General features: G+C 40.6%; 23 protein-coding genes and 2 tRNA genes. 19 read left to right on the top strand and 6 right to left on the bottom strand.

The window, feature by feature from the left end; genetic code table 11:
- The first annotated feature begins 35 nt into the window (after nt 1-35).
- Together M313_RS0101630 and M313_RS0101625 are read left to right on the top strand one after the other, a co-directional pair.
- Nucleotides 36-112, top strand: a tRNA-Met gene (locus M313_RS0101630).
- 5 nt (nt 113-117) lie between these two features.
- Nucleotides 118-193, top strand: a tRNA-Asp gene (locus tag M313_RS0101625).
- 111 nt (nt 194-304) lie between these two features.
- On the opposite strand, the gene M313_RS22385 is transcribed toward M313_RS0101625, so the two are convergent.
- A complete protein-coding gene (locus M313_RS22385) occupies nt 305-1,228 on the bottom strand; it encodes a DUF2268 domain-containing putative Zn-dependent protease (RefSeq protein ID WP_010191774.1) in 924 nt (307 codons plus the stop codon).
- A 203-nt stretch (nt 1,229-1,431) separates the two neighbouring features.
- Nucleotides 1,432-1,692 (bottom strand): DUF3243 domain-containing protein, encoded by a 261-nt coding sequence (locus M313_RS0101615; protein WP_392396781.1) that lies wholly within the window; start codon nt 1,690-1,692, stop codon nt 1,432-1,434.
- A 215-nt stretch (nt 1,693-1,907) separates the two neighbouring features.
- On the opposite strand from M313_RS0101615, the gene thiL reads away from it, so the two are divergent.
- From thiL to M313_RS0101575, 7 genes are all read left to right on the top strand, one after another.
- Nucleotides 1,908-2,888: a thiamine-phosphate kinase gene (gene thiL / locus M313_RS0101610; RefSeq protein WP_010191772.1), complete on the top strand. Its 981-nt coding sequence runs from the start codon at nt 1,908-1,910 to the stop codon at nt 2,886-2,888.
- A 12-nt stretch (nt 2,889-2,900) separates the two neighbouring features.
- Entirely contained in the window at nt 2,901-3,356 is a 456-nt protein-coding gene (gene tsaE / locus M313_RS0101605) for a tRNA (adenosine(37)-N6)-threonylcarbamoyltransferase complex ATPase subunit type 1 TsaE (protein ID WP_010191771.1), read from the top strand.
- On the top strand, nt 3,353-4,048 hold the full coding sequence (gene tsaB / locus M313_RS0101600) for a tRNA (adenosine(37)-N6)-threonylcarbamoyltransferase complex dimerization subunit type 1 TsaB (RefSeq protein WP_010191769.1): 696 nt from the start codon (nt 3,353-3,355) through the stop codon (nt 4,046-4,048). Before tsaE ends, tsaB begins: the two co-directional genes overlap by 4 nt.
- A gap of 9 nt (nt 4,049-4,057) precedes the next feature.
- Nucleotides 4,058-4,507 carry a ribosomal protein S18-alanine N-acetyltransferase gene (gene rimI / locus M313_RS0101595; protein WP_010191767.1) on the top strand — a complete coding sequence of 150 codons (450 nt, stop codon included), beginning with the start codon at nt 4,058-4,060 and terminating at the stop codon, nt 4,505-4,507.
- On the top strand, nt 4,504-5,538 hold the full coding sequence (tsaD, locus tag M313_RS0101590) for a tRNA (adenosine(37)-N6)-threonylcarbamoyltransferase complex transferase subunit TsaD (RefSeq protein ID WP_010191766.1): 1,035 nt from the start codon (nt 4,504-4,506) through the stop codon (nt 5,536-5,538). Before rimI ends, tsaD begins: the two co-directional genes overlap by 4 nt.
- A 1,302-nt stretch (nt 5,539-6,840) precedes the next feature.
- Entirely contained in the window at nt 6,841-8,088 is a 1,248-nt protein-coding gene (locus tag M313_RS0101580; protein ID WP_010191764.1) for an ATP-binding cassette domain-containing protein, read from the top strand.
- A complete protein-coding gene (locus M313_RS0101575) occupies nt 8,081-8,782 on the top strand; it encodes a hypothetical protein (RefSeq protein ID WP_010191763.1) in 702 nt (233 codons plus the stop codon). The genes M313_RS0101580 and M313_RS0101575 overlap by 8 nt, the downstream gene beginning before the upstream one ends.
- Nucleotides 8,783-8,824: 42 nt before the next feature.
- Here the strand turns inward: M313_RS0101575 and M313_RS0101570 are convergent, their stop codons facing one another.
- Together M313_RS0101570 and M313_RS0101565 are read right to left on the bottom strand one after the other, a co-directional pair.
- The gene (locus tag M313_RS0101570; protein ID WP_010191762.1) at nt 8,825-9,007 is read right to left on the bottom strand and encodes a hypothetical protein; all 183 of its coding nucleotides are present in this window, start codon (nt 9,005-9,007) and stop codon (nt 8,825-8,827) included.
- Between the two features lie 17 nt (nt 9,008-9,024).
- Nucleotides 9,025-10,965, bottom strand: a complete 1,941-nt coding sequence (locus M313_RS0101565; RefSeq protein ID WP_010191761.1) for an ABC-F family ATP-binding cassette domain-containing protein — start codon at nt 10,963-10,965, stop codon at nt 9,025-9,027.
- Between the two features lie 343 nt (nt 10,966-11,308).
- On the opposite strand from M313_RS0101565, the gene M313_RS0101560 reads away from it, so the two are divergent.
- From M313_RS0101560 to tatC, 3 genes are read left to right on the top strand one after another with little or no spacing between them, the layout of a single operon-like run.
- On the top strand, nt 11,309-11,947 hold the full coding sequence (locus M313_RS0101560; protein ID WP_010191756.1) for a redox-sensing transcriptional repressor Rex: 639 nt from the start codon (nt 11,309-11,311) through the stop codon (nt 11,945-11,947).
- Between the two features lie 40 nt (nt 11,948-11,987).
- Entirely contained in the window at nt 11,988-12,170 is a 183-nt protein-coding gene (locus M313_RS0101555) for a twin-arginine translocase TatA/TatE family subunit (RefSeq protein WP_010191755.1), read from the top strand.
- A 17-nt stretch (nt 12,171-12,187) separates the two neighbouring features.
- On the top strand, nt 12,188-12,946 hold the full coding sequence (gene tatC, locus M313_RS0101550; RefSeq protein ID WP_010191753.1) for a twin-arginine translocase subunit TatC: 759 nt from the start codon (nt 12,188-12,190) through the stop codon (nt 12,944-12,946).
- Between the two features lie 676 nt (nt 12,947-13,622).
- Here the strand turns inward: tatC and M313_RS0101540 are convergent.
- Nucleotides 13,623-13,829 (bottom strand): YdiK family protein, encoded by a 207-nt coding sequence (locus M313_RS0101540; RefSeq protein ID WP_029326279.1) that lies wholly within the window; start codon nt 13,827-13,829, stop codon nt 13,623-13,625.
- A gap of 42 nt (nt 13,830-13,871) precedes the next feature.
- Nucleotides 13,872-14,618 carry a CPBP family intramembrane glutamic endopeptidase gene (locus tag M313_RS0101535; RefSeq protein ID WP_010191749.1) on the bottom strand — a complete coding sequence of 249 codons (747 nt, stop codon included), beginning with the start codon at nt 14,616-14,618 and terminating at the stop codon, nt 13,872-13,874.
- Nucleotides 14,619-14,915: 297 nt separating this feature from the next.
- On the opposite strand from M313_RS0101535, the gene groES reads away from it, so the two are divergent.
- From groES to M313_RS0101500, 7 genes are all read left to right on the top strand, one after another.
- On the top strand, nt 14,916-15,203 hold the full coding sequence (gene groES / locus M313_RS0101530; RefSeq protein ID WP_010191748.1) for a co-chaperone GroES: 288 nt from the start codon (nt 14,916-14,918) through the stop codon (nt 15,201-15,203).
- 234 nt (nt 15,204-15,437) lie between these two features.
- A complete protein-coding gene (gene groL, locus M313_RS0101525) occupies nt 15,438-17,069 on the top strand; it encodes a chaperonin GroEL (protein ID WP_010191747.1) in 1,632 nt (543 codons plus the stop codon).
- 453 nt (nt 17,070-17,522) lie between these two features.
- The gene (locus M313_RS22380) at nt 17,523-20,141 is read left to right on the top strand and encodes an HD domain-containing protein (protein WP_010191746.1); all 2,619 of its coding nucleotides are present in this window, start codon (nt 17,523-17,525) and stop codon (nt 20,139-20,141) included.
- A 274-nt stretch (nt 20,142-20,415) separates the two neighbouring features.
- Nucleotides 20,416-20,856 (top strand): hypothetical protein, encoded by a 441-nt coding sequence (locus M313_RS0101515; protein WP_010191745.1) that lies wholly within the window; start codon nt 20,416-20,418, stop codon nt 20,854-20,856.
- 948 nt (nt 20,857-21,804) lie between these two features.
- On the top strand, nt 21,805-22,941 hold the full coding sequence (locus M313_RS0101510; protein ID WP_010191744.1) for an ImmA/IrrE family metallo-endopeptidase: 1,137 nt from the start codon (nt 21,805-21,807) through the stop codon (nt 22,939-22,941).
- A gap of 2 nt (nt 22,942-22,943) precedes the next feature.
- Nucleotides 22,944-23,432, top strand: coding sequence for a DUF4411 family protein (locus M313_RS0101505; protein WP_010191743.1), 489 nt, complete (start codon nt 22,944-22,946; stop codon nt 23,430-23,432).
- Nucleotides 23,433-25,101: 1,669 nt separating this feature from the next.
- Nucleotides 25,102-26,115 carry a hypothetical protein gene (locus tag M313_RS0101500; protein ID WP_010191741.1) on the top strand — a complete coding sequence of 338 codons (1,014 nt, stop codon included), beginning with the start codon at nt 25,102-25,104 and terminating at the stop codon, nt 26,113-26,115.
- Nucleotides 26,116-26,252 lie beyond the last annotated feature (137 nt).

The following is a 26,252-nucleotide window of genomic DNA, read 5'->3' as shown; positions in this document are numbered from 1 at the left end:
CAAGTGCTTTTGTAAAATAGCATATATATTATTATCGCGGGGTGGAGCAGTCTGGTAGCTCGTCGGGCTCATAACCCGAAGGTCGCAGGTTCAAATCCTGTCCCCGCAACCAAATAAGGTCCCGTGGTGTAGCGGTTAACATGCCTGCCTGTCACGCAGGAGATCGCCGGTTCGATCCCGGTCGGGACCGCCATTCTTTTAAAATGCGAAACTAGGTTTCGTTATTTTTTTTGTCTTTTTTTAGAAAACAAAAAAGAATGAAGCCCCGTTTTGAGGCCCCATCCCATCTACATACAACCTACAATCAATTATAATTCGCTTTATGTGCTTCCAAGATCTCTTCAGAAGTAGCAGCAGTCCAGTCTTCAATGGATGCACCTTCATTTGCGTTCACGAAGGATTGCAGCATTTTATAGCTTTCGCTGTAGCCATATTGATTCGGTAACCCGTTTCTTCCGCCTTTGAAGATTTCTTGCGTCTTTTTATCATCTTCTTTTTCAAGTTCCCCTTCAATTCTTGTCCAGAGGTCTTTGTTGTATTCTTCATCTACTGGTGCTACATCAATTTTAGGATATACAAGTTTTTGGAACATGGTTCCTTTTCCTTCAATGACAAGGTTATCTAAAACGGTAAATGTTTCTCCGTTATAATGGTTATCAACCCAGTAGCTGTGGTGATATTTGTTTGCGACTCCTGCTTTTAGCAAGTTGTCTGTTGTATTACGATCAAAGAATACGACGATTTTGCCAACACCTGCAGTGACGAAAGTAGCCGGTGCATTGTTATCAGTTGGGAACACACATACAGTTGTTTTGCTTCCTTCAAGTGGCAGTTCGTTAGAAGACTTGGTTAGTGCGTCTTTAACAGCAGCATTGATCTTTTTAGTATCCATTCTTTTCAGGTTATCTTGAGCGGCAATTCTGTTCTTTGGTGGAGCAAGAGCATAGTCTGTATTTGTTTCGAATTCGCCACCTTTGTAGCATTTATCCGCAACCTCATCAAGGATGCTTGAAGTGTACAGTGCAGTTGCTTCTTCCCCTTTTAGTCCTTCTTCATAGAATGCCTCGTACAACTGGTACACGTGGATTATCTCAAATTCTTGTCCATTATTTTCGAAGGCGTATTCTAAGCCAATTGCCTCTTCGGCATCTGCTTCCGTTCCTCCGTTGTTACAACCTGTTAATGCTACAGCCATGATGAGAAAAAAGAAAAAACTAGTAAAGCGCATTGTATTCCCTCCTGTAATAGTATTTGCCCCCTATATAGTATATATCGGCAACCAAGTTTAAATATTCTATAAATTATGACAAATTCCTTCTTTTTTATTATTTTTTTATTAAGGAAATTTTACCCATGAAAAAAACCACCCCAAAAGAGATGGCAGTTAAAACCTAATAATCTAGACAAACAAGTATATTTAGACTAGTACTATTAATCCACTAGTTTAACAAGCATATGTGCGAGTTTGTGGCGTTCGTCTTTGTCGCCGACTTTCCATAATTCTTGAAGAAGTTTTTCTTCACTGTTTCTAGGATCTTCATGCTTTGCCAAGTAATCTGCAACTTTTTCTGCGGCCATAGCAAGCTGTTCTTCCCCAAGACCCACTTTCTTTCCTTTGGAGACTTTGTCACTTAAATAGCTCTTGAAGGTATCGAAGTCGGCCAGGATCTGTTCTTTTTTGCCAGGGTCCATATTTTCAACTTTACGTTCTACTCTGTCTTGAGTAGCTTCACGGTCTGTGTATGCCATTTCTTATATTCCTCCTCTAAATTTAAGCGTTCTCTTGTCCATATCCTTTTTATGGGAAGGTTAAACCTTATGATGCTTTTCTTGGCAGAATTATTTTCTTTATGAAGGTGCTTTCGCTATAATAGTGGGTAGCAGTCGGAAGCAGAGGAGTGAAGAGCGTGTCCATTTCAGATGAATTTGCTTTTATTAAAGATATTCAACCAGATCGACTATTTCATGCGAAAAAGGTAGTTGGAATCGGAGACGATGCGGCAATTATCGAAATGGAAGAAGGCTTCGAGAAAATTGTATGTGTGGATACGATGGTGGAGGATGTTCATTTTACACGTGAAACGATGAAGCCGTTTGATATTGGTTATAAGGCGTTGGCGGCTAATATCAGTGATGTGGCTGCAATGGGTGGATATCCTTTGTATTACCTTGTATCCATTACAATCCCAAAAAGCTGGACGCAGGAAGAACTGAAGTCTATCTATGATGGCATGAAGTCGCTTGGGGAGCAATATGAAATGGATCTAATTGGCGGTGACACGACTTCCGGCAAAACAATGGTACTGAGTGTATTTGTGATTGGGAAAGTGGAAAATGGCAAAAGGCTGCTTCGTTCTAATGCTAGGGATGGAGATGTAGTATTTGTCTCTGGAACCGTTGGAGATGCGGCAGGTGGTTTGGATATTCTTTTACATAATAAGAATGCTGATAAGTTTGGGACTTTAGTGGAGAGCCACCAGCGGCCAAAACCCCAAGTTACATTGGGCAGAATTTTAAGCAAGTTTGAACGTGTTTCTCTAAACGATGTGAGTGACGGCTTGGCAAGTGAGCTTTTGGAGATTGCAGAGGCGAGCCAGGTAGATATTTTCATAAATAAGGAAACAATACCTATTAGTGAAGATTTACAGCGTTATGATGCGGATAATGCACTTAAGTGGGCTTTGACCGGTGGAGAGGACTTTGAATTGGTCGGTTCCATTCCTGAGACGGACTGGGCCAAGCTTGAGGAGGAGTGCCTGACAGCCGGAGTAAAGATCAGGAAAATAGGGACGGTTGCTAGTGGCGAAGGAAAAGCGTTCATAAAGTCATACGACGGCGCCGTGCAGGAATTGAAAAAAGAAGGCTATAATCATTTTAATAGAGGTTAGGAGTAGGATGATATGTTGCAAGTGGAGCTTATGACACATTCGGCCGAGGAGACTATGGCAAAGTCCGAGGCGCTTGGCAGGTTGATGGAAGGCGGAGCGGTTCTGTTGTTGGAGGGGGATCTTGGCGCCGGGAAGACGACGTTTACGAAAGGCTTGGCAAAAGGACTCGAGATTAAGAGGAACGTGAACAGTCCGACCTTTACCATCATCAAGGAGTATCAAGGCCGCCTTCCGCTTTATCACATGGATGTGTACCGCTTGGCTGACAGTGAAGAGGACTTGGGATTTGATGATTATTTTGAAGGTGAAGGTGTCACCGTTGTGGAGTGGGCCCATCTGATTGAAGAATTTTTACCAAGTGAACGGTTGGAAATCTATATCTATCACCATGGCGATGATGAACGTAAGATTGTTCTCACACCCAAAGGGGAAAGATATGAAGCTATATGTAAGGAGTTAATGGAATGACCAAAGTGTTAGCGATTGATACGTCCACCTATGTGTTGGGCGTTGCTTTAGTAGATGAGGATAAAGTGATCGGGGAACTGGTCACAAATGTGAAAAAGAACCATTCGTTGCGCGCGATGCCAGCAGTGGAGAAGCTGATGCAGGATTGTGATGTTGCACCAACGGATCTTACACGAATCGTGGTGGGAAAAGGCCCGGGTTCCTATACGGGAGTTAGAATCGGTGTGACGCTTGCGAAGACGCTGGCGTGGTCGTTGAACATTCCGCTTGTTGGGGTTTCAAGTTTGGAGCTTGTCGCGGCGAACGGCCGTTATTTTGACGGAAGCATCTGTGCTTTGCAGGATGCGAGACGCGGTCAGGTGTATACGGGGCTGTATCGTTACAAGGGCGGAGAGTTGACGACGGAAGTGGAAGACGTCAATATCTTGATGACAGACTGGCTTCAGGCGTTAAAAGACAAGCAGGAACCGGTTTTGTTCATCGGAAATGATGTGCACCTTCATAAGGAAACCATCATAGAGTACCTTGGGGAACTGGCGCATTTTGCACAGGTCAGCGAAAACAACCCAAGACCAAGCGAGCTTGCTTTTCTTGGCTTGAAAAGAGAGGCCGAGGATGCTCATTCCTTCGTGCCAAATTATACGAGGCTTGCTGAGGCAGAGGCGAAATGGCTGGAAAGTAAAGAAAAATAGGTGAGCGGAATGAATACATTGATTGATATAACAAAAATGACGGTTTACGATATTGAAGGAGTGCACCGGGTGGAGTTAAAGTCATTTGCTACACCTTGGACGCAGGACGCCTTCTATTATGAACTGACCAACAATCCGTATGCTCATTACCTCGTGATGAAAGAGGAGAACCGGGTAATCGGCTATTGCGGGATTTGGATTGTGATGGGGGAAGCGCAAATTACGAACATTGCGGTTGACCCCGCTTGCCGCGGCCGAAAGCTTGGCGATCTTTTACTAGGAAAAGCAATGGAATATTGTAAAATGGTCGGAGCGACGGTGGTGTCGCTTGAGGTAAGGGTATCGAATGTAGTGGCACAGGGGCTCTATCGAAAATACGGATTCCAAAACGGCGGAATCCGGAAAAAATACTATGTGGATAATAATGAAGATGCACTAGTGATGTGGGTGAATATATGAAACTAACTGAAGCAAAAGACGAACTAATATTAGGAATTGAAACGAGCTGTGATGAGACGGCAGTGGCCATCATTAAAAACGGAAAAGAGATTGTGGCAAATATCGTTTCCTCCCAGATTGAAAGTCACCAGCGTTTTGGCGGGGTGGTCCCAGAAATCGCTTCCCGCCATCATGTCGAGCAGATGACTGTGGTGCTTGAGGAAGCGCTAGAGCAGGGTGGTGTGACAATGGCAGACATCGATGCGATTGCGGTAACTGAAGGACCTGGGCTTGTTGGTGCACTGTTGATCGGGGTCAACTCCGCTAAGGCGCTGGCATTCGCTCATCAAAAACCACTTGTTGGCGTTCATCATATTGCCGGTCATATCTATGCCAACCAACTGGTGGCTGACCTAGATTTCCCATTGCTTGCGCTCGTCGTGTCAGGCGGGCACACAGAGCTTGTGTACATGAAAGAGCACGGTTCTTTTGAAGTAATCGGGGAAACGAGAGATGACGCTGTAGGAGAAGCCTACGACAAGGTGGCACGAACGCTTCAGTTACCTTATCCGGGCGGACCTCACATTGACCGTATGGCTGTGGAAGGAACGCCTTCTATCAAGCTGCCAAGAGCATGGCTTGAGGAAGACTCCTATGATTTTAGCTTTTCTGGCTTGAAGTCAGCAGTGATCAACACCCTTCACAACGCCAAGCAAAAAGGGGAAGAGATTGTGGCGGAGGACCTTGCTGCAAGCTTCCAGGAGAGCGTGATTGAAGTGCTGGTTGGAAAAACGATTCGTGCGATGAAGGAATATGGTGTGAATCAAGTGTTGCTCGCTGGCGGTGTAGCGGCAAACAGAGGATTGCGTTCGGCATTACAGGATGCTGTGGATAGTGAAGGGAAGAACTTGGTGATCCCACCGTTATCCTTGTGTACGGACAATGCCGCGATGATTGCAACGGTAGGTAGCGTGATGTATCGATTAGGAAAGCGATCTGGAATGGATTTGAATGCGAATCCAGGATTGGATATTGAGAAGCCTTTTAACTGACTTTGTTCAGTTAGGAGGCTTTTTCTTTTGGATGCGCTTGCTTTGTTGTGGGGACGCTGCTTTTAGGGTAGTGTGGAGAGTTATCCACACACCTGTGGATTAAATGTGGATAGATACCCAAATATCCACTAAAATAAACCTCGGAAATGTGAATAAAAAAATGTGGATAACTTTGTGTATTTTTGTGGATAGTGTGGATATTTATCTTGATAACTTATAAAACAAGGGTGGATATGTGTATAAGACTGTGGGTAAGTGGTTCTAGTCGACAAGCTTCAGCAGAATACCTTTTTTGTTCGACAAAAAGTGCGTTTGGGGGTGGGTGTGGGTGTTTGTTGGTAACTTTGGGTGTGGGGTGGTGTGGTAGGTGTGGAGAAGTCTATTGGACTGGAGGGTGGCTTGAAGAGTGGCTTCGGTCGTATAGGGGGGTTCTATAAGACGGAAGGGGAGCTTGATAAGTAGCTTCGGTCGTATAGAGGGGTTCTATAAGACGGAAGGGGAGCTTGATAAGTAGCTTCGGTCGTATAGAGGGGTTCTATAAGACGGAAGGGGAGCTTGATAAGTAGCTTCGGTCGTATAGAGGGGTTCTATAAGACGGAAGGGAAGCTTTGTGAGTGGCTTCGGTCGTATAGAGAGGTTCTATTGGACGGAAGGGAAGCTTTGTGAATGGCTTCGGTCGTATAGAGGGGTTCTATAAGACGGAAGGGAAGTTTGATAAAGAGCTTCGGTCGTATAGACCACTTCTATAAAACTTTTTTAGTACTAAGCTCGTTGCTTCGGGCAAATAGAATTATTCAAAGTTACCTGACTTTTAATTGGGTGGCTGGTTTAACATTATCAACGCCCGAAACAGAAGCAACTGATCTAAAAAGGTAACAGAGAAGCGGTCTCAGAGCCCGAAGTTGCTCAGCTGAGCCGAGAACGGTAACAGAGAGGCGGTCTCAGAGCCCGAAGATGCTCCGCTGCGCCAAGAACGGTAACAGAGAAGCGGTCTCAGAGCCCGAAGTTGCATCGCTGCGCCAAGAACGGTAACAGAGAGGCGGTCTCAGAGCCCGAAGATGCTCAGCTGAGCCAAGAATGGTAACAGAGAGGCGGTCTTAGCACCCAAAGCGGCTCTGTTTCCACAAGTTTGGTAACAGAAAGCTCCCCATCCCCGCAACCTCTATAAATTTATTTTGTAAAAATTGTTAATAACCCCATTGACTTCTCCTCCCTTAACTTATATAGTTAGTTACATAACTAATGAACCAAATAACATAACAATAAATACACCAGTCAACTCAAAGTAGGTGAATTAAAATCATGGAAATCAACCTTAAGAGTGACATCCCCATTTTCCAGCAGGTGGCCGAACTGATCGAGAGCGGCATCTTAGAAGGCAGTATGCAGGAGGGAGAGCGGGTGCCGTCAACTAACGAATTTGCGAAGTATTATCAGATCAACCCAGCAACTGCAGCCAAGGGGATCAATCAGTTGGTTGATCAGGAAATTCTATTTAAGAAAAGGGGAGTAGGAATGTTTGTGGCAGAAGGGGCAAAGCAGATCATCCTGACAAAAAGAAAAGCTGCATTTTTTAAAGACTATATCGTTCCGCTAAAAAAAGAAGCTAGCAAGCTTGGGATAACAGAAGAGGAATTAGCGACATTGATCGGCAAGGGGGGAAGAGCAATGAAGATAGAAGTAAAGAATGTATCCAAAATCTACGGAAACAAAAAAGCGGTGGATAACATGTCAATAACGCTTGAGGAAAACAAAATCTACGGTTTGCTTGGACGGAACGGTGCGGGTAAAACCACATTGATGCAGTTGCTTGCAGGTCACGCACTTCCTTCATCAGGGGAAATCCTCATTAACGGTCAGAACCCCTTTAACAATAGGAACATCACCAAAGATATCTGCCTTGTAAATGAGAGCAACAACTTCATCAAACGCCTTAAAATCAAGGATATCTTAAAAGTGGCATCGCTTTTTTACCCGAACTGGTCATGGGACACAGCAAATGCGTTACTTACCACTTTCAATCTAAATCCGACCCTCAAAACGAAAGGCTTGTCAAAAGGGATGGAATCTTCACTAGGCATCATTATTGGCCTGGCGAGCAGAGCGAAAATCACGATCCTTGATGAACCGTATATCGGACTCGACGCAGCGGCCAGGTTTAAATTTTATGAAGTGCTCTTGGAAGAATACGAAGAGTTTCCGAGAACGATCATCTTATCCACACATCTCATTGATGAGGTGAGTAACCTGTTTGAAGAAGTGGTCCTGATGAGAAGTGGGCAGCTTGTTTTCCACAATTCCACAGAAGAACTTCTAGACTCAAGCATCACGGTGTCAGGGAAAAAAGAAGCGGTAGATCAGTTTGCAGAAGGCAAGCGTGTGTTACATGAGTCCGTTTTGGCTGGTAGAAAAACAGCGACTTTGTACGGTGAAGGGCTTACGGTGGAAGCGGCGACCCAGCACAACTTGGATGCAGAACGGAGCTCCATTCAGCAACTGATGGTGTATATGACAGAAGAAGAGTTACAGGGAGGGAAGCAATATGCTTAAGGATGTTAAAGCAGTTCTTTATTATTTGGCTGTGGATATGCGGTTTTCGTTTATGGTGTTCTGGTCCATTTTGATTCTCAGTTTGACTGCCATGTTCCTTATTGTCCTATCCTTTGACACAAAAATGGTTGTTTCCACAAGCATGGCAATCTATATATTCTGCGGGATTACGGGCTTTTTGACAACAAGGGAGACCTTCCCTTATTGCATTAAGTTTGGTGCGACAAGAAATCAATATTTGCTCAGTGTGCTGATCTATTGCAGCGTAGTGGCAGTGGTGTTTTCCACCATTCATGTAATCATTAAGAGCGTATTCGATGGGCTTGTAGGGATGGCAGCAAGCGGGAGTTTCCTCACTTACCATACGGTGGAAATGACGACATTAGCAAACACGTGGTATAACCAACTGTTTGTAGATCTGGTCATCTGTTTTCTTCTATTATCACTAGGCTTTTTACTTGGAACCATCTTTTACCGCCTTGGTTTAATTGGGGGATTTGGAACATTGGCGCTGCTTGCAATTGCTTTTCTCCTTCCCACTACAAGGGACTTCTTATTGGATGCTTTGGTAGATATGGACGGGTGGAAGATGGGACTTAACTTCTTTATGCTGGTGGCTATAGCGCTATTTTCTTTCTTGCCGAATTGGGGAATGCTGAGGAAGGCTTCTACTTTGTCCAGTGCGACGAGATAGGGAATATAACAAAACCGCACAGTCCACTCTGTGCGGTTTTTGCTAGTTACGCTGTTTTTTCTTTTGGAAAAATAAATAGTAAATCCCAAGACCCAACCCTGCAAGGTTGATAGCCAGCATGACGAAATAATACGCCTCGATCGGGCCGGTAAAGATGTAGTAAAAGTATCTGATGGTGTTAATAATAATGACCATTAATAAAACAATCGAGAAAAATCTATTCATCCATATCCCCCTACTATTTAAACAAGCTCTTCCCATTCTTCCATCAACGCAAGCAGCTTTTCCTGAAACGCTTCATTCGCTGTGTTCAGCTCCAGCACTTTTTCATGGTCCTGGTAGACTTCAGGCAAGCAAAGCTCGCTTTCGTTATGCTCGATTTTCTGCTCAAGCTCTTCCATCTCTTTTTCGATTTCTTCGACGCGGCGTTTGCGCTGGCGTTCGAGGCGCTTTGCTTCTTTCTCCTGTTCATAACTCATTTTCTCAGGGGCCTCAGTTGAAGCAGATGAAGTCACTTTAGAACCTTTAGTAGTCGCAGTCTCTGCTTCCAATCGCTCCAGTTCCAACGCCTCTTCTTTTTTCTCCACATAATAGTCGTAGTCGCCAAGGTACTCTGTTGCGCCAACTGTGCTCAGCTCATATACCTTCGTCGCCAACCGGTTGATAAAATAACGGTCATGGGACACGAAGAGAATCGTGCCTGGATAATCAATCAAGGCATTCTCTAAAATTTCTTTGCTGTCCAAGTCCAAGTGGTTGGTAGGCTCATCGAGAATCAGCACATTTGAGCGCTCCATCATCAGCTTGGAAAGGGCAAGCCGCGCCTTTTCGCCACCACTCAATGTGGATACGGGCTTTAACACGTCATCCCCGGAAAATAGGAAGTTTCCTAGAACGGTCCGGATCTCTTTCTCCATCTTCTGAGGATATTCATCCCAAAGCTCCGCTAGAACGGTTTTGTTGGAAGTAAGATCTGCCTGCTGCTGATCGTAATAGCTGATCGACACATTGGCGCCAAAAGAAAAGGTGCCTTCAAGCGGCTTTAATTTTCCGACAAGCGTCTTTAATAAGGTAGACTTTCCAATTCCGTTTGGCCCGACAAGTGCAACACTGTCGCCGCGGCTCATGGAAAAGTCCACTTGACGGAAGACAGGGTTCGTATCGTAGGAGACGGCTAGATCTCTTGCTTTTAGCACATCGTTCCCGCTTTGGCGGTCGATATCAAACATAATGGAGGCAGATTTTTCGTCGCCTTTAGGACGGTCCATCACGTCCATCTTCTCAAGCTGCCTGCGACGGCTTTGGGCCCGCTTGGTGGTAGAAGCGCGGGCAAGGTTCTTTGCTACAAAATCTTGCAGCTTGGCAATCTCGCCTTGCTGCTTTTCAAACATCTTCATTTCGCGCTCATACTGCTCGGCCTTCTGATCCAGATACTTACTGTAGTTTCCGATGAACTTCGCGGATTGCTTACGAGAAATCTCGTAAACAATGTTAACGACCTTGTCCAAGAAATAGCGGTCATGGGAAACAATCAACAGGGCACCCGGGTAGCCTTGGAGGTAGTTCTCCAGCCAGGAAAGGGTGTCGATGTCCAAGTGGTTGGTCGGCTCATCGAGAATGAGGAGATCCGGCTTGGTCAAAAGCAGTTTCGCTAGAGCCAAACGTGTCCGTTGTCCGCCACTTAATGTTTCAATCGGTGTTTCGTAATCATATTCGGAAAAGCGCAATCCGTGCAGAACGGAGCGGATATCTGCTTCATATTGAAAGCCGCCTTTTTGCTTGAAGGCTTCTTGCACTTCGTCATATTCTTTGAGAATGCGAGCGTACGCTACTTCATCTTCAAAATAAGCGGGATCTCCCATTTTCGCTTCCAATGTGCGCATTTGTGTTTCCAGTTCGCGGAGTCCGGCGAATACGGTCAGCATCTCGTCCCAGATCGAGCGCTCAGTCTGCAAGCCAGTGTCCTGCGCAAGATAGCCGATCGACACGCCTTTAGGTTTAATCAGGTCTCCTGAATCAAAGGATAGCTGATTGGCTATGATTTTTAATAGAGTGGATTTCCCTGCCCCGTTGCGTCCCACAAGGGCAATTCTATCTTTGGATTGTACTTCTAGTTTTATATTCGATAAAATAAGGTCAGCGCCAAAGTATTTGGTCAACTGATTAACTTGTAAAATAATCATCATCTTCACCTCGAGTAATTCTAGGTTAAGTGTATCTTTCTTTGGGGTTTACATCAAGATTTTGGGTATCTGGTTTTGAGGGAGGGGCTCGATTTGGTAGAATCGCCCGTAAATCGAGATTATCGCCTGTATTTTTTTATTTTCGCCCGATTAGTGGCAATTATCGCCCGTAAATCTGTAAAATCGCCCGATTCCACTCGGAAATCGCCCGTAAATCCAAATTATCGCCCGATTGCGGACAAGGTCCCAAAGGCAGGAAAATTAGTAAAGACATAGAAATGTAATCGTTTTCGTTCCGTGGTAAAATAGAGGAGCAAACAGGTTCGACAAATGGGGGAGTACAATGAATAACGAACAAATAAAAATTCCACAGGCAACGGCAAAGCGCCTTCCGTTATATTATCGTTTCATCCAGAACTTGCATTCGTCTGGCAAGCAGCGCGTGTCATCTGCGGAGCTTAGTGAAGCGGTAAAGGTGGACAGCGCCACGATCCGCCGGGACTTCAGTTACTTTGGTGCGTTGGGGAAAAAGGGATATGGATATAATGTTCAATATTTGTTAACTTTTTTCAGGAAAACGCTCGACCAAGACGAATTGACATATGTTACTCTAATAGGTGTAGGTAATTTAGGAACCGCCTTCCTACATTATAATTTTATGAAAAACAATAATACGAAAATAGTGATGGCCTTTGATGTGGACGAGTCCAAAATCGGCTCGGAAATCGGAGGAGTCCCTGTTTATCATTTAGACGATATTGAAAAACAAATGCCCGAGAATGTAACGGTAGCCATCTTGACGGTTCCGGCTCCGGTAGCACAGCCAATAGCGGATAGACTTGTAGAAAAGGGCGTAAAGGGCATACTGAACTTTACACCGGCACGTATCAATGTTCCGGAAGAGATACGCATCCATCATATTGATTTGGCGGTGGAACTGCAGTCATTGGTATATTTTCTTAAGCACTATCCAAGCGAGTAAAAAAGATGTAGAATAAGAATATTTCGAGGAGGTGTCAAATATGGGTTCATTAGGAATGGGAAGCCTCTTACTTATTGTATTTGTAGCACTACTTATTTTCGGTCCAAGCAAGTTGCCTCAACTTGGAAAAGCAGCAGGTAATACATTGCGCGAATTCAAAAACGCAACTAAAGGATTGGCCGATGACGACGATTCTAAAGAGAAAAAAGAAGAAACGAAGTAATGTAAGGATGAACATATATGCTAGATAGAGAAATGTCGGTGTATGACCATATAGGCGAGCTCCGAAAAAGAATTATCATCACAGCATCCTTCTTTTTCGTTTCGGCAATCGGCGGCTTCTTCTTGGCCGAACCGATCATTGTCTATTTACAGCAAACAGATGAAGCGAAAGAGCTGACGATGAACGCCTTTCGTATGACAGACCCCATCAAGATCTTTATGCAATTCGCCTTTCTAATTGCATTTATCATAACGTTTCCCGTCACGCTCTATCAGCTTTGGGCCTTCATCAGCCCAGGCTTGTTAGAAAAAGAACGGAGAGTAACGTTAAGCTATATACCTATTTCCATTTTCCTGTTTTTAAGCGGACTAGCTTTCTCTTACTTCATTTTATTCCCGTTTGTCGTGGATTTCATGGGTAGACTTGCAGACCGGTTGGAAATAAACCAGGTAATCGGAATCAACGAATACTTTCAATTCTTGTTTCAACTAACCCTACCGTTTGGGTTACTGTTTCAAATGCCGGTAATTGTGATGTTCTTAACAAGGCTGGGCCTCATTACCCCAAGCTTCTTGGTGGAAATTCGTAAGTTCGCTTACTTTGGCCTGCTTGTGGTCGGTGGAATGATTACGCCGCCAGAACTGATCTCGCATTTGATGGTAACCGTCCCGCTGTTTTTGCTATATGAAATCAGCATTGTGATTTCTCGTGTTTCTTATCGAAAAGCGCAAAAAGCGGCAGCGTTGATGGAGCAGGAAGAGAAGATGAATAATTAGATTTGAGCAAGCTCGTCCCCTTTTTTGAGAAGGGGGCGGGCTTGTTTTTGGTTTAGGCGGTGGACCGGTTCAAGTCGCTCATAGGGACAGATGACGGGCCCAATCTTGCCAAATGTCCGAAGATTTTCGAAAGTTGACCGAAGTTTCCACGATTTTGACCAAAGATTTGGGAAAGTTGACCGAAGTTTCTCCGAATTTGACCGAACCAAATTTTGAAGTGTCCAAAGCTCGTTAAAAATTGACCGAACAACAACCTCAAATGTCCGAACCCCCTACAAAAAAACAAGAAAATTGTCCGAACACCTGAACGAATTGACCGAACCATCCCAGAGGCCCCTCAAAACGAGCAAATTCCCTCTGTTTTTGTTCAAAATAGGTAACATTCCATAAGCATCTGCGACCCAACCCACAAAAGCACAAACCCTAATTACCCAAAACCACTTTTAGTAAAAACCAACCCAAAACATCCCCCAGTAAGAGCGAACCCCAAGTTGATTGCAGTGGAAGGCGCGCAGACGCCCGCGGGAGGAAGGGACAGGTGAGACCCCACAGGCTGCAAGCCGAGGAGGCTCACGGACCGCCCGCAGGCAAGCGAAGCGCCTGAAACGGAAATCAACTGAATTATAGACTCTCCAAATTAAAAAGACCCGCACCTACAACAGGTACGAGCCTTCTCTCACTTTTTCTTCTGTTGTATCTCTTTAATCTTCTTATGCAGCAGATAGGACCGAATGGCGACGCCGAAGTCAAAGGTGGCAATGAGCATCAGCAGGATGGTGTGCCAGTGCCAGATGGTATCCTTCACAGAAACAATCGCCAGGTACAAGAACAAGCTGCCCATGATCGCATAGAAGAAAACCATTCGTAATGGTGTTATTTTCATGTGCAAATCCTCCAGGTAAGTTCAGCTCTAGCGGAGAGCTGTTTAAAAGAACGAAATGAAATTCGGTACGTTCTGTTGCATTTCTTCCATTTGACGCATCATTTCTTCGATATCATCGCGGAACACATATTGTACGATGACAACGAACGAGTTCATGGCAACGTGGGCGATGATCGGAACGATAATGCGGTTAGTTTTTACATATAGGAAAGCGAAAATGCCTCCCATGACAAAGTATATGAGCAGATGCTTGAAATCTTGATGGACCACGGCAAAAAGTAACGAACTCACCGTCAGCGCAATGGCGAAGTTAAACTTCTTATAGATGGAACCGAAAATGATCTTCCGGAAAATAATCTCCTCTAATATCGGTCCAGCGACGGCAACGGCAAAAATCATGACAGGGAATGCGGAGACAAACCCCATGATTTGCTGGGTGTTCTCAGATCCCGGCTGAATGCCGAAAAGCTGCATTTGAATCTGTGCTGCCACAGCCTGCCCAATCAGTGCAAGCGGAAAGCCGACAACCGACCATAGTACTGTTTTTGGGATGGAAGCTGTTTCGCCTCGGAAGTCCCCTTTGGTCCATTCGTTGCGGAGTATCCAGGCAACAATGGCCAATCCAACCGTAAAACTGATAAAGGCCCAAACGCCGATTAGATATGGCTCTCTGGTGGCGCGCTCCATGCCTTCCCCGACGCCAAGCCAGATCAACAGCGGGTAACCAAGCAATACGGACAGCTGCATCAGGACATATGTAATAATGACGTACCAATAATTTTTTGTCATAATAAGCTCCTCTTAAGCATTATTCACTTTTCGTATTGTACCATATAATCTATATGTCCTTATAACGATAAGGTTTCCCTGAATGGGCAGATTTTACGAAAACAATCTTGATTCGACACGTTTAAACAGGAAAGCACATGAGGATAATGAAAAGGGTTGCAAGTCGAAAATTTTTTAGATAAAGATACTTGCAAAACAGAAGCAGATTCATTATTATAATAATTGTGTTAGCACTCAAGTGTTAAGAGTGCTAATAAAATATAAACCATTACATATGAAACCAAGGAGGTTGTTTTCATGTTAAAGCCATTAGGCGATCGCATTGTAATTGAACTTGTTCAATCAGAGGAAAAAACGGCAAGTGGTATCGTATTACCGGACTCTGCGAAAGAAAAACCTCAAGAAGGTAAAGTAGTAGCAGTAGGAACTGGCCGCGTACTAGAAAGCGGAGAGCGTGTAGCACTTGAAGTAGCAGAAGGCGACAGCGTAATCTTCTCTAAATACGCAGGAACTGAAGTGAAATTCGAAGGAAGAGAACTTCTTATCCTTAAAGAAACAGACGTACTTGCAGTAGTAAGCAAATAATCTAACCATCAAAGCGGATAGCTAACCGAACTAGCCCCGCATCTAATAAAATTTTAAACTGGTTGATTGTAGCGGAGGGTGTGAGACTCCGGCGGGAGATAGCGGTAGCTTGAGACCCCGCAGGCAAAGCCGAGGAGGCTCAAGCACACGCCCCGCGGAAAGCGAACACCTGCAGCGCAAATCAACCGAGCAGTATCTAAAATTCATTTAAATTCCTAAGGAGGTCTATCTATCATGGCAAAAGAGATTAAGTTCAGTGAAGAAGCCCGTCGCTCCATGCTTCGCGGTGTAGACAAACTAGCTGATGCAGTGAAAGTAACATTAGGACCAAAAGGACGTAACGTAGTACTTGAAAAGAAATTCGGTTCTCCACTAATCACAAATGATGGTGTAACAATCGCAAAAGAAATCGAATTAGAAGATGCATTTGAAAACATGGGTGCGAAACTTGTAGCTGAAGTTGCAAGCAAAACAAACGACGTTGCCGGTGACGGTACAACAACTGCAACAGTTCTTGCGCAAGCAATGATCCGCGAAGGATTAAAGAACGTTACAGCTGGTGCGAACCCAATGGGTATTCGTAAAGGAATCGAAAAAGCGGTTGCTGTTGCAATCGAAGAATTAAAAACAATCTCTAAACCAATCGAAGGCAAAGCTTCCATCGCACAAGTTGCAGCAATCTCTGCAGCAGACGAAGAAGTAGGTCAATTGATTGCAGAAGCGATGGAGCGCGTTGGTAACGACGGCGTTATTACGCTTGAAGAGTCCAAAGGCTTCACAACAGAGCTTGAAGTAGTAGAAGGTATGCAATTCGACCGTGGATATGCATCTCCATACATGGTAACTGATTCTGATAAAATGGAAGCTGTTCTTGAAAATCCTTATGTGTTAATCACAGATAAGAAAATCACGAACATCCAAGAAATCCTTCCAGTTCTTGAGCAAGTAGTACAACAAGGCAAGCCGTTGTTACTGATTGCAGAAGACGTAGAAGGCGAAGCGTTGGCTACATTAGTAGTGAACAAATTACGTGGAACATTCAATGCAGTAGCAGTTAAAGCTCCTGGATTCGGTGACCGTCGTAAAGCAATGCTTCAAGACATCGCAGTACTAACTGGCGGAGAAGTGATCACAGAAGAACTAGGTCTTGACCTGAAAACTGCGAACATCAGCCAATTAGGACGCGCTGACAAAATCGTTGTAACAAAAGAAAACACGACAGTTGTAAACGGACACGGCAACACAGAAGAAATCCAAGCTCGCGTTGGCCAAATCCGTGCACAATTAGAAGATACAACTTCTGAATTTGACCGCGAAAAATTACAAGAGCGCCTAGCTAAAATCGCTGGCGGCGTAGCTGTAATCAAAGTTGGAGCGGCAACAGAAACAGAACTAAAAGAGCGTAAACTTCGCATTGAAGATGCTCTAAACTCCACGCGTGCTGCAGTGGAAGAAGGAATCGTAGCCGGTGGTGGTACTGCTCTTGTAAACATCTACAACCAAGTGGCAGCAATCCAAGCGGAAGGCGACGAAGCAACAGGTATTAAAATCGTTCTACGTGCGATGGAAGAGCCTGTACGCCAAATCGCACACAACGCTGGTCTAGAAGGATCTGTAATCGTAGAACGCCTGAAAAAAGAAGAAATCGGAATTGGATTCAACGCAGCAACTGGCGAGTGGGTTAACATGCTTGAAGTTGGTATCGTAGATCCGACTAAAGTAACTCGCTATGCACTTCAAAACGCAGCAAGCGTATCTGCGATGTTCCTAACTACTGAAGCAGTAGTAGCAGACATCCCAGAAGAAAACGCTGGCGGCGGCATGCCTGACATGGGCGGCATGGGTGGAATGGGCGGAATGATGTAATAACGTTTCACAAAGCTGTGAAGCAGTCTGGTAAGTAAAATGAAAATAATTAAAGGACTACTTTCTTTTTAAAGGAGGTAGTCCTTTTTACTTTGAGAAATTTACAATTTGGAAATTTTATTAAATTAATTATTTTTCTCAAGTCAGAATCTTAATATTAATAGACGAGCACCTTTTATTAATTATGAAGGAATGTGAGAATATTAAGCTAAAAGTGCAAAGTAAGTTTAAAGAATTTAGATAGATTTCTTATGATCTTTATAAAATTTTTCGAATTTCTGGAACAGAAATTTACCGAAGAGAAGTAAAGGAGAAAATCAATTTTTGTATAAAATGTATGTAAAAAAATCCTATAAAGGTTATAATTAGTATAATTGTAAACTATTAAAAATAATATTTTTTATGAATAAACTCTTAATATATTTGATTAGTATTTTAAATTGGAGGATACATATGCGAACTATAAGCGAAAGTAGCCTATGGAAAAGTTCGATAGGGGAGATACAAACAGATCAGTATGAAAATTTTAATACAAATTTATTAACAGCATACGAGAGTTTTAGAAGGAATGTTATGGTATTGTCTGCTGAAATTGCAAGAGATCTACCAAATTTTACTGTTCATGATATTACACACATTGATGCCTTGTGGGAAACAGCTTCACAAATTACTGGTGAAGGCTATCAGTTGAATCCTATGGAGGCTTTTGTATTGGGTAGCGCATTCCTTCTTCATGATTTAGGAATGGCCTCCGCTGCTTATGTAGACGATATTAGTCAACTTTTTGAGGGTGAAGAATGGGAAGATATAGTTGAATTTTCTTTAAGAGAAGCATTAGGAAGAATTCCAACACTAGAAGAGCGGGGAAATATTCCAATAGAAGTTTTGGAAAATGCAAAGTCTACTCGCTTAAGAGAATTGCATGCAACTCATGCAGAGAATCTTGTAAGCGCAGTTTGGACTACCAAAGAGGGACAGAGTTATCGTCTGTTAGAAGACCAAGAATTATTAGCACACCTTGGAGAATATATAGGGCTTTTAGCATCTAGTCATGGCTGGTCAATAGAAAAAGTGGAAAATCTTTTAAATATAGAAATTGGTGCTCCACCATCTTATCCAAGTAGTTGGTCTGTAGATATACTAAAGTTGGCTTGTATACTACGTGTGGCTGATGCTGCACACCTAGATAGTAGGAGGGCTCCAGCTTTTTTGAGAGCTCTAAGGAGACCCAAAGAGGATAGTGATATTCACTGGAAGTTTCAGGGGAATTTATCAAGACCAACTACTCAAGATGACCAATTAGTTTTTACCTCCGTTCAGAGATTTAATGAAGATGAAATTGATGCTTGGTGGTTAGCATATGAAACTCTATCTATGGTTGATAATGAACTTAAAAGTGTTGACAGATTATTAAAGGGCAAAAACAAAGAAACTTTTATTATAAAGGGTGTAAAAGGAGTAGAGAGTCCAACTAAATTAGCAGAAGTGGTTCGTGTAAATGGTTGGGAACCAGTAAGTGCAAGCCTCCATGTAAGTGATGTACCTCATTTAGTTAAACAACTTGGAGGTGAAGGGTTGTATGGTAAGGATAATACAATTCCTTTAAGGGAACTTATTCAAAATGCAAGAGATGCTATACATTCAAGAAGAATTATTCAGAATCATGAGAATAACTGGGGAAGTATCATTATAAAAGTTGGTGTCGAAAATGGCACGGATTTTATTGAAATAATAGATAGTGGTATAGGGATGTCTCAGAATACTTTATGCCAAAAACTTTTAGCCTTTGGTTCAAGCTATTGGGGAAGCTATCTAATGACAAAAGAGCACCCAGGATTACTTACAAGTAATTTTAGATCAATTGGTAAATTTGGAATAGGGTTTTATTCTACTTTTATGTGGGGGGAAAAAATAGTAGTGAAAACTAGGACCATTTATGATGGCCCTAGTGAAACTAAAATACTGGAATTTGGAGTGGGTCTTAGTGGTCGCCCAATATTAAAAAAATGTAATATGAGAGAGGGATTACGGGACCCTGGGACAAGTATACGAATCTATGTGAACCATAAAGAAGAATTACTTGATTCAATGTTAAAAACTTTAGAAGCTTCTGATGAAATTTTTGAGTTTGAATCAAACGAAAAATTAGCATCGATCTGTAGAATGTTAGCTCCTACATTAGAAGTTGACTTATATATTCAATATGAAAATTTCCCAGTTAAGAAAATAATAGAAGCGGATGATTGGAAACGTATTAATCCTATTGAATTCATCATTAGGTTAACAGGTTATATGCAAGATAATTGTCCTGATGATATTAAGAGTTTAGCTGAGGAGTATTCAATATTATTAAAGCCGATATTTAATGAAGAAGGTGTACAAGTAGGACGAGCAGGAATAAGTCCGAGTGAAGAGTTTAGTAGATATAATAGTAAAATAAATGGATTTCTAACATGCGGTGGTTTGTATGTTGAAAAACTGCATTCACTGTTTGGCGTAATAATAGGTGAAGTAAACAGGGCTAGTAGAAAAATAGGAATTCCTCTTGCATCAGAAGAGATAATTGCTATATGGGCAACTGAACAAGGTAGAACTATTCTTGAGAATTTTAATTACTTATCGCCCAAAGTTTTGATTGATATAGCTGATACTATTTGTTCTCTGGGAGGTAATTGCGATAATTTTCCAATATGTTACACAAATCATGGCTGGCTGAATTATTCTCAGATAAAAGAATATGAATGGTCTAAAACATTAAGTTTTACTTCCCTATATCAAGTTGAGGGGATTATTAATTTTAAATCCCTGGAGCCAAATGTTATAGCTACAAACTTTGGAGGTAGAAATGTTATTTTTCAAAATTGGCCGTTAAACGACATTGATACGGTTAAGTATTGGAATACAAGACATCACCTGCTAAAAGCGCTGGTAGAAACATTTGAATTAAATACAGATGAGTTTTTCCGAAATTACTATAAGAGTAGCAGAGAAAGTGACAAGCCTATGAAAATTGGATTAACATCAGATGGAAGTGATATTGAGGTAAATGTAGAGATAATACATTTTATTTGAAAATACAAAACTGTCTAAGACGAGGTGTGTTAAATACTTGGGAATATTCTTTTTATAACACTTTTTCCCATTGGAACATTAATAACAGTTATTAAATGAATAGGTTATCCTAAAATCAAAACCGTAGTTCTTTTACCAATTCAACTTTGTATATATTTGGGCGCCTGTTATTAATATTTTACACTTGTACTTCGTAAAATATTAAATAATAGACTGTGAGTGGATTATAGGCATATATAAATAGAATATAATATCAGAATTGGAGGAAAAAGCCATGAAAAATCTTATTGATAAAGAAGATTTTAATGATTTAGCTGATGAAGTTTTTGAAGGAGAAGTAATTAATCCTGAGATAAAGAAAAATATTATAGAACAAAGTTATACCGCATATAAAGAGTCTATAAAATCAATGGACTTTGATAACAAAGATATTACAGACATGACTCAAGAGATTCTTCAAGCATATAAGGAAAAGCTATCTGACAAAAACTTGGATTGGAACCAGCAATCAGAGATTATGGACAGAATGGAGAAAGTTTTAGAACTAAAAGTTAAAGATGTTAAAGACATTAGAACAAAACACTTTATGTTTTTAGCATTAGGCCTATCTGTTGCAGCAGGTGCAGCTGGAGCTACAGGAGTAACACTTGCAAAGCATGCACCTGAAGCATTGGGTAGAATATTTGATAAAACAAAAAGTTTCGTAAAAAAATAATTTAGCCTATTTTAATGCACCCTTTAGGGTTTTTATAATATAACAATCTTGTAGAGGTTAAAGAGGCTTTCCATTTGTAGACAGTGTGGAAAGCCTCTTTATTCATACTAAAAATAAAGGTCTGAATTAAAAAAACTCCCTCATCCCTAAAAGACCTAACCAGGACATCCGAGATACTCATGAATATCCTGTACAGTAAACGAATTATACTGGTTCAAAGCATATTGCGCATGGTATAGGTGTTCCATCATCAAAAGCTTCCCACCAAAAGTCCCTCATAACGTCCCGAGAGTCCCAATCCCATCTAAAAACGAGACCCTAGGCTTATTAACTAAGTATGGTATTTTCTGTTGTGAAGGCAAGCTATCTACAGATCTAATAACAGTTGAAAACCATGATTAAGTATGCTACCAGAGAGGAGCGAGACTTTCTAACGCATAACAGGAAGCATGAGAACCGTTCGTCTGCAAAGCCACTCAATAATCTCCTCTAACTTCTTCAATATTGTTTTTGTTATACGCAGTATGCATAGTATGGCGTAGAAAACGGAAAGAAAGTCCTGGGTCCAATTTACTCGGTTTTAGTAATCATGCCATTCTATATTCGGCAACATGAAAAAACGTGATTTAAGTGTGCTCCGATGGTTATACTTTCTGGTTGTTATTTTGGAGAGTACTCGACAACGTTTTAGCTGATCTGATGTGATAGACCTCTTCTAGTATTGAAACCTCTTATTTTAAAATATGCAATAATAAGGTTATTGAATACATTGGTCTAAATTTACTTTTATGTATTAGTCTGTTATATTCTAATTTGAGAGAATAGTCATTTTTTTTGATAAAAAATAAAATGTAACTGATTAAATTCATGCTTTGAAAAATAATAATGTTCAAATGTTTTTTTATAATTCTAGATAGAAAATATATATAAACCTGAGGAGGTGACATTATGGCTTATGTAGAGATAAAACCCAGTCTCCTATCATGGGCTCTTAAAAGGTCTCAAAAAGGAGAAGAACTAAAAAGAACTTTCCCTAAGCTAGAACAATGGTTAAAGGGGGAATCTAAACCAACTTTAAAACAATTAGAGAAATTTGCAAAATCAACTTCAACACCTTTAGGGTATTTCTTTCTGAAAGAACCCCCGGTTGAAAATATACCAGTACCACATTATCGGACTTTAGGTGATGAAGATCCACCAAATGCTAGTACAGAATTGATTGATACCATACATACAATGCAACGAAGGCAACAGTTTATTAGTGATTTTTACATAGAAAACGGATGGCACAATATAGAGTTTGTAGGTTCATATAAGGGCAAAAATCCTTTAGAGTTAGCAAGTATTATAAGAAACAAAATAGACCTACCAAGTGATTGGGCAGCTACAATACCTTCATGGCATGATGCACTAAGATTTTTAATTACTAAATTAGAAGAACATCGTATTATGGTGATGATTAACGGAGTTGTGGGTAATAATACTCATCGTAAATTGAAAGTTGAGGAATTTCGCGGTTTTGTATTAGTTAACAAGATTTCCCCCCTAATTTTCATTAATGGTTCTGACGCAAAATCAGCACAAATATTCACATTAATTCATGAATTAGCACATATATGGATTGGACAAAGTGCTATAGTAGAGGCCTCACCGATTAATACTGAATTGAATGAGATTGAAGTGCTTTGCAATAGGGCTGCAGCGGAATTATTATGTCCTAGCAAAGAATTTAAAGAATTATGGAGTATGAATTTTGGAACAAACGTCTATCAACAATTGGCTAGATACTTTAAGGTGAGTACCATAGTTGTTGCGAGAAGGGCCCTAGATCTAAATATAATTAATAAGGATGATTTTTTTACCTTTTATGAAGATTATAAAGAAAACAATATAGAAATACCGAATTCTAGTGGTGGGAATTTTTATAACAACCTAGGAGTTAGATTAGGAAATCTGTTTACTAGAACAATTATATCAGAGGTGAAGGCGGGAAATTTAATGTACCGAGATGCATATAGGTTAACAGGATTAAGAGGAGATACCTTCAATAAATACGTCACCCACTTTACGAGAGGTGGTAGATGAAAATGTATATATTAGATGCAAACGTGTTTATTTCTGCTCATAGACAATATTATTCATTCGATTTTGCACCGAGTTTTTGGGAAGCATTAGAGAAATCAGCTCAGCGATCGGTTATTTGTAGTATTGACAAGATTAAAGAAGAATTAATGTGTGCAAAAGAACCTGATGAATTACACGAGTGGTCCGGCAATTCATTTAGAGAATATTTCGAAGATACAGATAGTGATGATGTTTTAGATGCTTATGCAGAGCTACAAGTTTGGGCAAACTCAAGTGATCATTTTTTACCTGAGGCAAAAAGCGAATTTGCTTCTAATGCTGATGCTTGGTTAATTGCATATGCTAAAGCTCGTGGAGGAACTTTAGTTACTCATGAAGCGAATAACCCGGCTAAAAGAAATCGAATTCTTATCCCTGTAGCATGTGAAAACTTTAATGTTCCATACGTTAATACTTTTGATATGTTAAGAGAACTAGGAGTTAAATTATAAAAACATAGGGAAATAGAAAAGTAGAGGTAAGATAATAGAGCTCCCTAAGAACTTCATAAACTATAGATTATATTATTCCAACTATCAAAAAATACAGCATCCCTAATCATATTCGATTAAATATGTTGCCGGGCTGTCCCATTAATTCCTCTATGTAATTTATTGTGCTTACATATCTCCTTCAAAACACATAAAAATATGAAGATATGATGCCATAGTTACTCATACTACCATTTATGTTAAAGTTTTTAGAATGATAAAGAACTAAATAAAGAGACTTTCCATTAGTTTCAGAACAACGGAAAGCCTCTTTATTTGGTTGAATCATTAGAATTAATGCTTTATCTATATTAATAATCACCTACATCCCCAAAACCTCTAACCCGGATACCTATGTTTATCCGCTATCTTAAACACGACATATAGCTTCAACGCAAATCGTGCTTGAATTAGATATTTCATAACCAAAAGCTTCCCACCAGGTTTCCCACATATCCCCCCTCCCGAAGACCATGTCGCATTTACATAAGAAAACCCCAATAGGCTGAATAATTAGGCACGGTATTTTCTGTTGCTAAAGCATAGCTAAAACACTCCTCTCCCTCTAGTGTATAACCCATAGAGCCGTAAAATACCCGTATGTATGTTGGGCTAAACATGTGTACAGCGCCGAGCATAGGTTAGTTTTAACAATCTATTATGAATAGATATTATTAAAATTCCAATTAGAGAATTACTTGGGTGATGGCTTCGACAACTGCGGAGGTAGATGGGGATTTGATCCCAGATTGTGTGTAATAGATTTATCCTTAAGAGGCCATGAATATTAAAATGAAATTTATGATGGCAAGGGCAAAATTGAAGGCGCCTATCAGTGGGTGGAGATTGATTCGATAAGTGGCATATATCAGATAGATTTTGGATTTGATTTGTTTTTTACTTGCCTATGAACAGATTGCCGGAAGAGGTACTATGCAGAGTAGAATTAAGTGAAATTTAATATGTCACCAGAATGCATCGGTACCAGTCTAGCGCTCAGCAGGAAGCATGAGAACCGTCCCTTTGCTCCTATTAGGATTATATAACCTTGTTATATCTAGGTCTAAAATGATAATATGCTTTTCTTGTCCTCGTTTTATAAAAACATGGCAACCTATGGCAAAAAAGCTTACTATAGGAGAAGGTCTTTCATCAGTTTGCTAAACTGTTGGGAGGCCTTTTTCTTCCATATTGGCGTTGATCCAGAGGCTTATTATTAATAGTATAAATGTATTGAAAACATTAAACAAAAGATCAGTATCTACAGTCCAAAATACGTGAAAATAGGGTCACAGTGTTATATCTTTATGAAGATTTTAGAGAACGAGGAATTTAAAAATTTTATTATGGATGATATGATGAATAAGGTTTATGAGGCAGTGAATGGATAGGGGATATTAAGTGTAATAATAGGGGGGAGCGAAAAAATTATACGAAGATAATGAAATTTCATTAGTTAATATCATTCAGCTAAAGAGTAAAATCTATTTTGTTGTTTTTTATTTGCTTCATACGTCTAATAGACGTATAATAATTCATAAGTAAAAATTTGTAAAACTTGTGTATAATTTAAATTATTAGAAAAATGAAAATATTATAGTATAATAAAATAAAACTTAGGAGAGTGTTTATGAGATTAGATGATTTAGTTAAAGAAGGTTTTAATTTAATGGATGGAGATCACAGACAAAATGGACTTGCTGTGTCTGCACTCAAGATTGCATTTAATTCATACTTTAAGACCTACCAGTCTATGAAAATGATAATACCATATATATTAGATGGCGAAAGAAAAGACGAATTTCATCACTTTAAATACTTTGAATTTTATGGAGAAACTATTGTCCATTTTCAACACTTTGCAGAACTAGTTTGTAAAGAAATATTACGTCAACAACATGAATTATTGGTGCTAGAGCCAGGAAGAAAAAAACACGTCATCCTTTATAAGCTATTAAATGATAACAGGTTGGATGAAAGTGAAATTGGTGGTTTAAATACTATTGAAGCAGGAGCAACACTCGAAAGATTAGTCGCATTAATTAATGCCGGGTTAATTGATGAAAAATATAAATTCATTTTAAACCACAAAAATACCATACAGAAGCTTAACTATTTGAGAAATAGAATATGGCATAGAGGTACTTATATATTAAATTATCGAGCATTAGATGTTTTTATTGGTATGTATGTTATTCCATTTATAAACGATGTGCTAGAACTTTCAAATGAGTTAAGAATTGCTAATAGCATATGGCATTATGGAGAGATACATACCAGTATTAATATTCTAAAAGAAATTGAGACCGAAGCTAAAAAAGGTTTCGATTACGACCTAACAAAAGTGGCATTCCTTAAAGAACTAGGTAGAGCTGCATATGAACATAACAATAATGATACAGCAGTAGTTGACAGTAATAAACAAGAGCGTGTTAAAAGAACTGCGCAGACAGAATTAAATGCTGATTCTGAAGTTGGAAGAATTTGTTTTTGTCCTATTTGTGGAATGGAGACTCTTGCTGTAATATTTTATGATGAAATAAGATGTTTTAATTGCTCTTTAAACATAATCTCTGAAGGAGGAATTATTAAAAATCCCAAGGAGTACGGATTAACAATAGAAGAAGAGTATTTTTCATATTAAGTAATACTCTTTCTGCTAATATTATTTTATTAGATTTTTCTATTCAAATTTACGTAAAAATTGAATTATACACGGGAAAGCAGAGGGACGGTTCTGACGCTTTCTTCGAACTTAGAAATAAGATAGAGACCCGTCCC

The sequence above is a fragment of the Bacillus sp. m3-13 genome (genome assembly GCF_000175075.1).
Taxonomy (GTDB): Bacteria; Bacillota; Bacilli; order Bacillales; family Bacillaceae_I; genus Sutcliffiella_A; species Sutcliffiella_A horikoshii_C.
The sequence above is the reverse complement of the archived record's forward strand: the minus strand, read 5'-3'. Positions and strand labels throughout refer to the sequence as shown.

What these genes read in the sequence shown, in the direction of transcription:
- M313_RS0101580 (WP_010191764.1), top strand. Translation starts at nt 6,841, where the DNA reads ATGGAAATCAACCTTAAGAGTGACATCCCCATTTTCCAGCAGGTGGCC.
- M313_RS22380 (WP_010191746.1), top strand. Translation starts at nt 17,523, where the DNA reads ATGCGAACTATAAGCGAAAGTAGCCTATGGAAAAGTTCGATAGGGGAG.
- groL (WP_010191747.1), top strand. Translation starts at nt 15,438, where the DNA reads ATGGCAAAAGAGATTAAGTTCAGTGAAGAAGCCCGTCGCTCCATGCTT.
- M313_RS0101500 (WP_010191741.1), top strand. Translation starts at nt 25,102, where the DNA reads ATGAGATTAGATGATTTAGTTAAAGAAGGTTTTAATTTAATGGATGGA.
- M313_RS0101510 (WP_010191744.1), top strand. Translation starts at nt 21,805, where the DNA reads ATGGCTTATGTAGAGATAAAACCCAGTCTCCTATCATGGGCTCTTAAA.
- M313_RS0101565 (WP_010191761.1), bottom strand. Translation starts at nt 10,965, where the DNA reads ATGATTATTTTACAAGTTAATCAGTTGACCAAATACTTTGGCGCTGAC.
- M313_RS0101505 (WP_010191743.1), top strand. Translation starts at nt 22,944, where the DNA reads ATGTATATATTAGATGCAAACGTGTTTATTTCTGCTCATAGACAATAT.
- M313_RS0101575 (WP_010191763.1), top strand. Translation starts at nt 8,081, where the DNA reads ATGCTTAAGGATGTTAAAGCAGTTCTTTATTATTTGGCTGTGGATATG.
- M313_RS0101615 (WP_392396781.1), bottom strand. Translation starts at nt 1,692, where the DNA reads ATGGACCCTGGCAAAAAAGAACAGATCCTGGCCGACTTCGATACCTTC.
- tsaB (WP_010191769.1), top strand. Translation starts at nt 3,353, where the DNA reads ATGACCAAAGTGTTAGCGATTGATACGTCCACCTATGTGTTGGGCGTT.
- M313_RS0101560 (WP_010191756.1), top strand. Translation starts at nt 11,309, where the DNA reads ATGAATAACGAACAAATAAAAATTCCACAGGCAACGGCAAAGCGCCTT.
- tatC (WP_010191753.1), top strand. Translation starts at nt 12,188, where the DNA reads ATGCTAGATAGAGAAATGTCGGTGTATGACCATATAGGCGAGCTCCGA.
- rimI (WP_010191767.1), top strand. Translation starts at nt 4,058, where the DNA reads ATGAATACATTGATTGATATAACAAAAATGACGGTTTACGATATTGAA.
- M313_RS0101555 (WP_010191755.1), top strand. Translation starts at nt 11,988, where the DNA reads ATGGGTTCATTAGGAATGGGAAGCCTCTTACTTATTGTATTTGTAGCA.
- groES (WP_010191748.1), top strand. Translation starts at nt 14,916, where the DNA reads ATGTTAAAGCCATTAGGCGATCGCATTGTAATTGAACTTGTTCAATCA.
- M313_RS0101570 (WP_010191762.1), bottom strand. Translation starts at nt 9,007, where the DNA reads ATGAATAGATTTTTCTCGATTGTTTTATTAATGGTCATTATTATTAAC.
- tsaE (WP_010191771.1), top strand. Translation starts at nt 2,901, where the DNA reads ATGTTGCAAGTGGAGCTTATGACACATTCGGCCGAGGAGACTATGGCA.
- tsaD (WP_010191766.1), top strand. Translation starts at nt 4,504, where the DNA reads ATGAAACTAACTGAAGCAAAAGACGAACTAATATTAGGAATTGAAACG.
- M313_RS22385 (WP_010191774.1), bottom strand. Translation starts at nt 1,228, where the DNA reads ATGCGCTTTACTAGTTTTTTCTTTTTTCTCATCATGGCTGTAGCATTA.
- M313_RS0101515 (WP_010191745.1), top strand. Translation starts at nt 20,416, where the DNA reads ATGAAAAATCTTATTGATAAAGAAGATTTTAATGATTTAGCTGATGAA.
- M313_RS0101540 (WP_029326279.1), bottom strand. Translation starts at nt 13,829, where the DNA reads ATGAAAATAACACCATTACGAATGGTTTTCTTCTATGCGATCATGGGC.
- M313_RS0101535 (WP_010191749.1), bottom strand. Translation starts at nt 14,618, where the DNA reads ATGACAAAAAATTATTGGTACGTCATTATTACATATGTCCTGATGCAG.